Origin of the sequence: Methylobacterium sp. WL103, from assembly GCF_008039885.1 — a bacterium.
Lineage (GTDB): Bacteria > Pseudomonadota > Alphaproteobacteria > Rhizobiales > Beijerinckiaceae > Methylobacterium > Methylobacterium cerastii.
In genome coordinates this window covers 1-9,152 of record NZ_VRUX01000135.1, presented here as the reverse complement: position 1 = coordinate 9,152, position 9,152 = coordinate 1, and the positions used below count along the sequence as shown (strand labels likewise).

Here is a 9,152-nt window from a genome sequence, read left to right as displayed (position 1 = left end):
GCGACGACGATGTGAGCCGTGTTCGTCATAGGTCCAGACACAGGGCCGATACAGCGCCATCCCGCGCCATCCCCTGTATCCAGACCCAGACCCTATCCGCACAAGGCAGCCGTCACCGAGCGCTTACGACGGTGCTCACCGCGACACTGCTGATCTCGTCCGTGAAGGTCTGCCGGCACGCCTGATCGAGCGTGCGTCTTCAAAGGGTTGGAAGATCGGGCAGATAAGCGTGGTACGAGGAGATCGACCCGAAAGAGGATGCCCCATGAAGAAGCTACTCGTGACCACCGCCGCCCTCGTGCTGCTGAGCGCCGCCCCCACCCTCGCCATGAGCTGCTGCGGAGGCGGCAAGGGCAAAGGAGCAATGATGTGCGGCAAGGGTGGTATGGCGATGAACCACGGCAGCCGAGGCAAGAAGGCAGGGTGCTGCTGTGAAGGCATGAGCGGCGGCAACATGAGTAAGCGCACCTGAGCCATGAAGCCGTACTATCAGGGCGCGCCTGACTTGCGCTGATCGTGACGATCCTTGGTGATCTCGCAGATCTCGGTGGCGAAATCCGATCTGTGAGACGTCCAGGTTCAGTTCATGCGCTTGCGGCGCTCTAGAACCTCCTCACGGGCTAGTCGGCGCCCCAACTCCATCAGCAGGGCGTCCGCGAACACCTTGAGGTGTGGGTCCTGCAGATCGACGATCGCCTGCTGCGCAGCGATGGCATGATCAGCTGCACGATCCAACGGCGTCCCTTCGGTCTGGCTATCAGCGTCTTCGAAAGTGCCCTCGCTCATCCGCATCTGCGTGATGTCGATGATGATGCCCGCACCGGTTTGCGGCCGGCCGTGATAATCCCCGGTGAAGCGACCGCGCGCTAACACCCAGCGCGTTCGGCCGTCGACTGAGATCACGCGATATTCGGTCAGAAAACCACTGCTCGCGCTGGCGCTGCTGCGGATCAACTCCAGCACCCGCCTCTGGTCATCGGGATGGATGCCATCGATGAAGCGCGAGAGCGGCAAACCCTCCTCAGCCTCTTCCGGATCGACGTTGAAGAGCAGCGCCACCACGGCATCGACGCGAGCCCGATCGGAAGCGGCATCCCACTCCCATCGCCCGATCACATCCAGGGCGTCCAGGGCCGTCTGAAAAGCGCGAGGACAGGTCTGGCCGCTGGAAGTTTTGTTCTTCGGCATCGGAAAATCCCTCCTCAAGCCCGGAGGCATGTCGTTGTACCGACTTGTCCGACGCAACCTCAAGGGATTTAGAAATGTTAAGTTACAACTGTGGCGTGTTTGCAATGCCGCGCAGGGGCGCAATTGTAGTAGGAATATCGTAAGAGGCGCTCCGTGCGCCCACGCGGAACAAGCCATGGGATCGAAGACGCCGCCGCCCGGCAAACCGCCGGAGCCTGACCTAAGAGAGGGCGAAGCCGTAGGCTCTCATCGTTCGGGGCACCTCGTTGCCCGAGCTACGTCGTTGGAGCGCATCGCCAACGCGCTGCAGGTCTCGCCAACCATTCTGTATCAACCGCAGAACGCCATTGAGGCGGCCAAGCCCACGGGACAGGTAGGAGACTATCGCGGCCAGGAGGGTGAATGCGCGGCGCTCATCCACGCGTTCCTGCGCATTGCTGATCCTGGAGAACGTCGCCGGATCTTGGCTCTCGTACAGGCGTCGGCAGACCGGGCTTGAGGTCAAAGTGCCCGCAGGCAGGTGGCCAGCGATAGTGGATCGCAGTGGGCCGCGCTGGTTGGAGAGCCAGAGCGTGGACGACGCTGCCGGGATAGCTCAGGGCTGAGCCAGCCTATGGCAGCGTCGCCAGTCGCCGGGGGCGAGGCTTCGGGGCTGTTCCGGTCGGCAATCTTAACGTACCGATCCCGTCGTCTCGATCTCAACATGCGAGACAACTGAGCCCGCCTTGGTAAGGGACGGCGTGGTGGTCAAATCAGAGACCGGGCGGACGTTCGCCGTCGCACGAGCCTGCTCGCGGTAGAGCGGTGGGGTGAGATTGGTGCGCTCGTCGGCCATTGCTGCACCAGCGAAGGTGGTGAAGGCGAGAGCGCTAAGAGCAAACGTACGCATGGACATAGTCGTGATCCCTCAGGAGATTTTCAGGGGCTTCGCCCTGCTTCGAGGGGGAATATGCATCGCACTGCAACATGCATCAAACAGATTGGATCGATAGGCGATATCGATTTCATCAATGAAAATGGTTGCCCTTTCTTAAGCCAAGAGCGATTAGGCGCTTGCCAGGCGGCCCCATCATCGAGGCGTACCCGGCTTGCACACCCGACCGCGCCGCGGCTGGTAAAGCGCATGTAGAACGCAGCATGACAGCATGATGCAGCTTTGTCGCTACAGCGCTACAGCATTGCAATGCTCTGATGTGACAGCGGGATCGTGCTTCCGAACTGTAGCGCTTTCCTGCTACGGCGCTTCTGCAACGCGAGTCGGACATGCGAACGATCACCCTCGTTACCCAAAAAGGCGGCGTCGGCAAAACGACGATCGGCGCATCTCTAGCCGTCACGGCAAGCGAGGCGGGGGAACATGTCGTCGCCCTCGACCTCGACCCGCAGGGCTCCCTTGCCGCTTGGGGCGACACTCGCACCGCGGATGCGCCGGCCGTCGATAAGCTCGGCCCCGATCGGCTCGGCGATCTGCCGGCGATCCTTGCAGCGTTGAAAGCTCAAGGTTTCACGCTCGCGATCCTTGATACGGCGGGCGTATCCTCAACGGGCGGGAACCTCGCCATGCAGGCGGCCGACCTCGCCCTGGTGCCGGCGCGTCCGTCGCGGCTCGATCTTCAAGCCACGATGCCGACAATCGAGACCCTGATGCGGCTCGGGATGCGCGAGCGGTTCGCCTTCGTGCTGAACCAGTGTCCGGCGGGCCGGTCAACGCGAGCGACTGAGGCCGCGAACGGGCTGGGGATTTTCGGCGTGCTAGCAGAGCCGGCATTGACGCAACGGGCCGACCATCAGGACGCGATCGCGGCCGGGCAGGGCGTTACCGAGTTTGCGCCCGAGGGGAAGGCGGCCGACGAGATCCGTGCCCTTTGGGCCTGGGCTGATCGCAAGATGAAGGGCAGCAAGGCATGAGCAAGCGACCCTCGCTGATTGGCGGTCTCAGCCTGCCAGGCGCCGTGCCTAGTGCCCCAGCTGCCGACAAGACGGCCGACGCGCCAAGCGCCAAGGCCGAAGGGACTTCCACCGGTCGGAAGGCGCGCCCTGACGTGGTGCATACATCCGTCTACCTCCCGAAGGAGGTCCATCGGCGCCTGCGCGAGATCGCGTTCACGCGAGACGTGAAAGTGCACGATGTCATCATGGAAGGGATCGACGCGGCCTTGCAGCGCCACGGCCATCCGTCCGTCAATGCGTTGAAGCCGGAACGGAAGCGGTAGGCATAGCACCGCCGTGCGACAGCGCTTTGGCGCGATCATGCGGGAGCGCTGTAGCATTACAGCGTTGCAGCGCTAGCCCAGCTGGTGTAACTTTCGATAAGGGTTCTTCTCGAAAGTTTGAGATAGGTGAGGGCGAAAGGTGGGTGAAGAAATGAAGCCAGGGCTATCTTCCCCCGCCGACGTGTTTGCGCCCCTCCGTGACGCAGCATCGGCTGCGGCTCGCAACCTCGGGCTCGACGCCGACGTGCAGCAAATCTCGCCCGAGCACTGGCAGCGGGTGCTTGCGGCCGTCGAAGCCCGATCGCGGATGCGTGGCTTCCATCTACCGGAAGGGTGGCGCGAGGAACTGGCCGACCAGATGGGCCGCTTCGATGGCGCCGCTACCACAGGACCGGAAAGCTGATCCGATGATTGTGACGGGGTACTCCGGCGGCATGATTGCCGATGCGCTCGGCGCAGAGAGCGGGTGCGATGCCAAGGTCTGAGCATACCCGCGTAAGGCGCCAACTTGGCGACACACGCGGGTCGGGCGAAAGGTATCCCCACGACGGTGATGCCTCGCCGGCCGGACCGAGTGGCCAAGTTGGCCACTTGATCGAAGGGGAGCGAGCAAGTCGCCAACTTGGCGACATGGATGCAGATGCCAGCTTGGCGCCTGCATCGGACGTGGCCGCCAACTTGGCGCCGACGTCGCCCGGCGGAGGAGTCGCCAACTTGGCGAACCCTACCAGTCTGCCCGCCGAGGCGGCGGCGATCGTCCAGGCGTACCAGCGCGCGAGCAAGGCCGACGCGACGGTGCGGGCCTACACGTCGGATGCGCGGGTGTTTCAGGATTGGTGCGCCCGGTATGGGTTTCGGTCCCTGCCGGCGACTCCTGAGGCCGTTGCGGGCTTCCTCGTCCATGAGGCTGAGGCGGGGCGTTCGGCCTCGACAATTGGTCGGCGTTGCGCCGCGATCCGCTACGCGCACAAGCTCGCCAAGCTGCCGGACCCGACCGAGGATGAAGGCGTGCGGGCGGCCCTGAAAGGCGCTCGTCGCAAGGTGGGCGTGGCGCCGAGACAGAAAGCCGCCGCGACCGCGGACATCCTCGCGGCCCTGCTGATGCGGACGCCGGACACCATGACGGGGAAGCGCGATCGGGCGCTGCTGGCGCTCGGGTTCGCTGGCGCGTTCCGCCGGTCCGAACTGGTGGCACTCGACGTTGCCGACCTGCGCGAGGATGCCGAGGGCCTGCGCGTCATGGTGCGCCGGTCGAAGGTCGATCAGGAAGGGCAGGGGTTCGAGAAAGCGATACCACATGGCCGGTTCATCCGGCCGGTTGCCCTGGTGCGGGAATGGCTGGAAGCGGCTGGGGTCACAGATGGGCCGGTTTTTCGGCCGATCTCGCGGTCAGGGAACGTGCGCCGTAGGGGTTCGACGGAGGCCGCGGGAACCGAACCTCCTGAGCCGCGCCTGACGACCCAGGCCGTCGCCGACATCATCAAGCGATACTGCACCGCCGCAGGGCTTGATGCCTCGACGTTCGGAGCGCACTCGCTCCGGGCGGGCTACATCACGTCGGCGGCCGAGCGCGGTGCGGACCTCGCCCGGATCATGGATCAGTCGGGGCACTGCGATCCACGGACAGTGGTCGGCTACATCCGACGGGCGAACGCTTTCAAAGGGCACTCGGGCAGCGGCTTCTTGTAAGCGTCAGCGCAAACGAAAACGGCCGGGGTTTCCCCCGGCCGCTCTCTGATCGTTGAAGCTAGTCCGCTTAGCGGAGGAGCTGCAGGACGCCCTGCTGAGCCTGGTTGGCCAGCGACAGCGCCGAGATCGTCAGCGAGTTGCGGGTCGAGAGGGCCTGGGAGTTGGCGGCCTCCTCGTTCAGGTCGGCGCTGGTGAGGTTCGACGAGCCGGTTTGCAGGACGTTGATGATGCTCTTGTTAAAGTCCTGACGGTTCTGGACGACCGAAAGGTTCGAACCGAAGGTCGAAGCCTGCGAGCGCAGCTGGCTCGAAGCCTTCGAGAGGCTATCGATCACCTTGTTCGTGGACGAGTTGTCCTCGAACTCGTTGACCGCGTTCTGGCCCAGCTTGGAGAGGCCGAGACCTTCGAAGCCGAAATCACCTCCCTGGAGGTTCAAGGTAGAAGACCCCTTCTCGTTGAAGGTAAGCTTCAGGGTATCGCCGTTGAGAAGGTTCACACCGTTGAACGATGAGTCTTGGGCAGTGGTCTTGATGTTATCCAGGATCTGGTTGAACTGTGACAGCAGCGATTTACGGGTGTTTTGAGAATTGGCATCGACGACAGGCGCTCCCGCCGCAGAGAATCGTGCCGACGCCGTTCCGCTAATCGTTCCACCGTCTGCGACGCTACCGATCTGAGACGAAGCATAATCGTTCGTCGTTGTAATTGTCAGCTTCCCATTCGCATCCAAAGTTGCGGCAAGGTTGTTAGCAGAAAGCTTCGAATTAAGGTCATCAAGTGTTTTGACGGTGCCATTCGTACCATCACCAAAGGTTACGGCAACAGCGGTCCCCTTGTTGAGAGAGCCGAAATTGAGCGTTTGGCCATCCAAACCACCGGATGCGACAGCACGTGCCGCAGTGAAGGCAGTGCTCGTGCCCGAAGTTCCAGCCAGTCCCAGCGCGGAGAGTGCGTTGCCGGTTCCCGTGATCGAGAGGTCTGACAGCGTACCCGTGCTAAGCTTCAGCGCGCCGCCCACGATCGAAGAGGCTGCACCGGTACCCGCCCCCAGAGTCGCGCCACCGGCAGCGAGTGTTGCCGTCTTAACGCCAGTGGCCAAATCGATGGCATTTAAAAGCCCGGTAGCCGTTGCGCTGCGCAGATACACGGTGGAGTTACCAGATCCATCCGTCTCAATGCCGCCGGTAACTACACCGGTATGCGTAGACGATGCCGCCGGGGCAGTTGCATCCTTGAACGTGACGGTCTTGCCATTGACGTTCAGCGTCGAGCCATCAGAGATCAACTTCGTGAGATTGTTCGCTCCCGAAGTACGCGTCGCGGAAACCGTCGCATTGCCGGAACCGGACGTGGGCGTCAAACCGAGGGCGTTAAGGATATCAGCTTTTCCGGTGACGTTGAGATCGGCGCCCGTGGTCGACGAGAGAGTGATAGCGCCCGTGCTGCCGCTGATTGCCGCGGCAGTGCCACTACCAGCAGCGAGCGTGGCTACTCCCGATGCGCCCGACACCGTCCGGGTTCCGCTTGCAACGTCGACGGCATCCAAAACGTCTTGGACGTTGGTGCTTGCGTTGAGATAAACAGTAGAGTTACCACTGCCATCAAAAACAGTGTTTCCGCTTGCTTTAACGCTCTGAGAGCCAGTCAATGAGCCGGCTGTCGGAGTAGTTGCCGTTTTGAAAGTGACCGTCTTTCCATTTACGGAAAGAGTGTCGCCATCTAGGAACGTGCTTCCCGTAGCGGTAAGCGAGTCAGTGTTCGTACCACCGGACAATAGCGTCGCACCGGTGATTGCGGCAGCAGTCGGGGTTAGCCGATTATTCTTTGCCACACCTGCATAGACACCAGCAACGCCGTTAAGTGTTGTATTACCATCGATAGGTGCGGGGGTTCCTGCGGCATTAAGCACGGCGTTCCCGAGCGCCTGGGCATCTGATGCAGTCGAAGTTCCACGGAGGTCGGCAGAGGTCGCACCTGTGATCGTGGTCGAAACATTCGACTTCGTAGAGTAGCCGATGGTGGCCTGAAGTGCCTGGTTGGCGACCGACTTAGCAGAATCAACGAGCTTCTGGATCGAGGAGAGACCAGTGTTTGCGGCCTGGATCACCTGGACGCCATTCGAGATCGAGTCGAGCAGGTTCGAGAGATCGTTGCTCCGGCTATTCAGACCCTGCGAGGTGAAGAACGAGGTCGGGTTGTCGAGGGCCGAATTGACCTTCTTACCGGTCGACAGGCGGTTCTGGGTCGTTGCCAGGAGGTTCGCAGTGTCCTGAGCAACGAGGAGGTTTTGGCGGGTCGCGCCCGAGAGAGTGATGCCTGACGACATGGTAGCTGATCCTTTGGATCTAAGAGGCCCTCTAATTTCGAAGGCGCATCACCTAACGCCGCAATCCCCTAAACGCCGGTAAAATTGATGCACCGAATTTTGAGTGAGCCGTAAGCAGTGATCGCATAGTTTACTAATTGTTAATCTGGACGCCGCACGAGAGTAAAATTGAATGCTTGTGCTCAATCGCGCGAGCATCTGACTCAAAACGAGTTTGTACGATGGCATTAAAGCTTACAATAAAGCCCGGTGAAACGGTCTACATCAATGGCGCTGAGATCTGCAATGCAGGATCTAGCGCAAGCTTGGTACTCAAAAATCATTGCCGCATCTTACGCGAGAGCGAGATGATCCGCGAGAGCGATGCCATTTCGCCTTGCTCCAAGATGGTCTTTGCGCTTCAGCAGATTGTGTTTAAAGAAAACCCCTTCGAAGAGCTGAATGAACTCTCGCGGCTTGCTGTTCACATCTTGCAGACAATGCCAAGTGTCGCTCCTCAAATTCTAGAGATCCAACAGCTACTGAGCGAGAAGAAGACGCACGTCGCGTTCAAGAAGGGCAAGGCCCTGATGGCACTTGAGGCTGATGGGTTCCGCATAGCCAAAGCTGGATAACCGCTGCAGAGGCTTGGTCACAGCCAGCGCGCACTGAGGGCACCCTACATCACCATCCACGATCCCGATCCGGTCCGCCCGGTGCGATAGCCGGCGCTCTTCGGCTTCGGCGTGCCCCGCTTCCTCTGAAGCCTACCGCGGCGAGGTTGGCTTCTCAGAGAATTTTGCATCCTTTTCAACCTGAGATATTTTGTAAACGTATAGCCTGCTATATAGGGCGCCGATAACAATCTAGCCTTGTGTTGTGGCCTTAATGATTGAGACTCAGGGAAGATTTCTTTTAGAAAACGGTATCGAAGCAGTCTGTGTTGCCCGGATATCGCCAAGCTCTGTTTTCGAAATAATCAGAAGCGGTGGAATGCTACCCGTCCGACGTGGTATGAAAGCGACTTGTTACCTTGACTATGTCGGCGTCGTGCCTGGGCTGATTGGTGAAGTGAGTCCCGCCGGCTTCACTATGCTTATCGAAGCCAGCGCAGAGCGTCAGACCAGAATTGAGGATCGGCTGGCTTGGCTACGTGCTCGTGCCGGCGACGCGACCGACCAGCGAAGTGATCCTCGAATTGTACCGGCTCAGAAGGCTGTCAACGTAAGGCTCCCGAACAGCCAGACTGTTGTTGCAGAGATCGTCGATCTTTCGATGTCTGGCGCAGCACTCGCTACGATTGAACGGCCGGAGCTTGGGTCAGCCGTCACTGTCGGGAAGCGGTTCGCTACGGTTGTACGACAAACGGCGGATGGGATCGCTGTTCGGTTCAAACTCCCGTTCAGCCCAACGACTTTCAACGAACATGTGGTGTTGTGATGAGCCAATCAGGCGTTGAGCGGCGCAGCGCGCCGCGCAAGCGGGTTCTGAAGGCCGCCAAGATCATTTTCCCCAGCGGCGGATCGGTGATGGACTGCATGGTCCGAAACATCTCGGACACAGGTACAAAGCTTACCCTACCATCGTCGGTCGGCGTACCTGAAACATTCACTCTGCTGATCGAAGCAGATTGGTCCGCCCCCATTGAAGTGGTCCGCCCTTTGGTATGGCTTTTGAGCCTGGAGGACGGACGAGATGGCAAAGCACCCGAAGCCCGAGGAGATCGTCGCGAAGCTACGTCAGGCGGACGTGCTGAT

At 60.6% G+C, this 9,152-nt stretch carries 12 protein-coding genes; 9 read left to right on the top strand and 3 right to left on the bottom strand.

Annotation, left to right across the window (positions count from 1 at the left end; translation table 11 throughout):
* Nucleotides 1-265: 265 nt before the first annotated feature.
* A complete protein-coding gene (locus tag FV222_RS10850; protein WP_147814239.1) occupies nucleotides 266-472 on the top strand; it encodes a hypothetical protein in 207 nt (68 codons plus the stop codon).
* A gap of 107 nt (nucleotides 473-579) precedes the next feature.
* On the opposite strand, the gene FV222_RS10845 is transcribed toward FV222_RS10850, so the two are convergent.
* Complete coding sequence (locus FV222_RS10845) at nucleotides 580-1,188, bottom strand: PAS domain-containing protein (protein WP_147814237.1); 609 nt, start codon at nucleotides 1,186-1,188, stop codon at nucleotides 580-582.
* 283 nt (nucleotides 1,189-1,471) lie between these two features.
* Here FV222_RS10845 and FV222_RS10840 point away from each other — a divergent pair, with 283 nt between their 5' ends.
* Nucleotides 1,472-1,687 carry a hypothetical protein gene (locus FV222_RS10840; protein WP_147814234.1) on the top strand — a complete coding sequence of 72 codons (216 nt, stop codon included), beginning with the start codon at nucleotides 1,472-1,474 and terminating at the stop codon, nucleotides 1,685-1,687.
* 171 nt (nucleotides 1,688-1,858) lie between these two features.
* Here FV222_RS10840 and FV222_RS10835 read toward each other — a convergent pair whose 3' ends face one another.
* Nucleotides 1,859-2,083, bottom strand: coding sequence for a hypothetical protein (locus tag FV222_RS10835; protein ID WP_147814232.1), 225 nt, complete (start codon nucleotides 2,081-2,083; stop codon nucleotides 1,859-1,861).
* 368 nt (nucleotides 2,084-2,451) lie between these two features.
* On the opposite strand from FV222_RS10835, the gene FV222_RS10830 reads away from it, so the two are divergent.
* The 4 genes from FV222_RS10830 to FV222_RS10815 all read left to right on the top strand — a co-directional run bounded on the left by FV222_RS10830 (nucleotide 2,452) and on the right by FV222_RS10815 (nucleotide 5,090).
* On the top strand, nucleotides 2,452-3,096 hold the full coding sequence (locus FV222_RS10830) for an AAA family ATPase (protein WP_147814230.1): 645 nt from the start codon (nucleotides 2,452-2,454) through the stop codon (nucleotides 3,094-3,096).
* A complete protein-coding gene (locus tag FV222_RS10825) occupies nucleotides 3,093-3,401 on the top strand; it encodes a hypothetical protein (RefSeq protein WP_147814228.1) in 309 nt (102 codons plus the stop codon). Before FV222_RS10830 ends, FV222_RS10825 begins: the two co-directional genes overlap by 4 nt.
* 181 nt (nucleotides 3,402-3,582) lie before the next feature.
* Nucleotides 3,583-3,804, top strand: a complete 222-nt coding sequence (locus tag FV222_RS10820) for a hypothetical protein (RefSeq protein ID WP_246685413.1) — start codon at nucleotides 3,583-3,585, stop codon at nucleotides 3,802-3,804.
* Nucleotides 3,805-4,115: 311 nt separating this feature from the next.
* A complete protein-coding gene (locus FV222_RS10815) occupies nucleotides 4,116-5,090 on the top strand; it encodes a site-specific integrase (protein ID WP_246685412.1) in 975 nt (324 codons plus the stop codon).
* A 67-nt stretch (nucleotides 5,091-5,157) separates the two neighbouring features.
* On the opposite strand, the gene FV222_RS10810 is transcribed toward FV222_RS10815, so the two are convergent.
* A complete protein-coding gene (locus FV222_RS10810) occupies nucleotides 5,158-7,416 on the bottom strand; it encodes a DUF1522 domain-containing protein (RefSeq protein WP_147814226.1) in 2,259 nt (752 codons plus the stop codon).
* Between the two features lie 221 nt (nucleotides 7,417-7,637).
* Between FV222_RS10810 and FV222_RS10805 the strand changes: the two genes are divergently transcribed.
* The 3 genes from FV222_RS10805 to FV222_RS31120 form a co-directional block, all read left to right on the top strand.
* Nucleotides 7,638-8,030, top strand: coding sequence for a flagellar biosynthesis repressor FlbT (locus FV222_RS10805; protein WP_147814224.1), 393 nt, complete (start codon nucleotides 7,638-7,640; stop codon nucleotides 8,028-8,030).
* 253 nt (nucleotides 8,031-8,283) lie between these two features.
* Nucleotides 8,284-8,835 carry a PilZ domain-containing protein gene (locus FV222_RS32010; protein ID WP_348644935.1) on the top strand — a complete coding sequence of 184 codons (552 nt, stop codon included), beginning with the start codon at nucleotides 8,284-8,286 and terminating at the stop codon, nucleotides 8,833-8,835.
* On the top strand, nucleotides 8,835-9,152 hold a 318-nt coding region (locus FV222_RS31120; protein ID WP_246685411.1), incomplete at its 3' end, for a hypothetical protein. The genes FV222_RS32010 and FV222_RS31120, both read left to right, overlap by 1 nt.

Bases quoted from the DNA above. Each gene is read 5' to 3' on its own strand.
- FV222_RS10830 (WP_147814230.1), top strand. From the start codon at position 2,452: ATGCGAACGATCACCCTCGTTACCCAAAAAGGCGGCGTCGGCAAAACG.
- FV222_RS10810 (WP_147814226.1), bottom strand. From the start codon at position 7,416: ATGTCGTCAGGCATCACTCTCTCGGGCGCGACCCGCCAAAACCTCCTC.
- FV222_RS10825 (WP_147814228.1), top strand. From the start codon at position 3,093: ATGAGCAAGCGACCCTCGCTGATTGGCGGTCTCAGCCTGCCAGGCGCC.
- FV222_RS10805 (WP_147814224.1), top strand. From the start codon at position 7,638: ATGGCATTAAAGCTTACAATAAAGCCCGGTGAAACGGTCTACATCAAT.
- FV222_RS10835 (WP_147814232.1), bottom strand. From the start codon at position 2,083: ATGTCCATGCGTACGTTTGCTCTTAGCGCTCTCGCCTTCACCACCTTC.
- FV222_RS10850 (WP_147814239.1), top strand. From the start codon at position 266: ATGAAGAAGCTACTCGTGACCACCGCCGCCCTCGTGCTGCTGAGCGCC.
- FV222_RS10845 (WP_147814237.1), bottom strand. From the start codon at position 1,188: ATGCCGAAGAACAAAACTTCCAGCGGCCAGACCTGTCCTCGCGCTTTT.
- FV222_RS32010 (WP_348644935.1), top strand. From the start codon at position 8,284: ATGATTGAGACTCAGGGAAGATTTCTTTTAGAAAACGGTATCGAAGCA.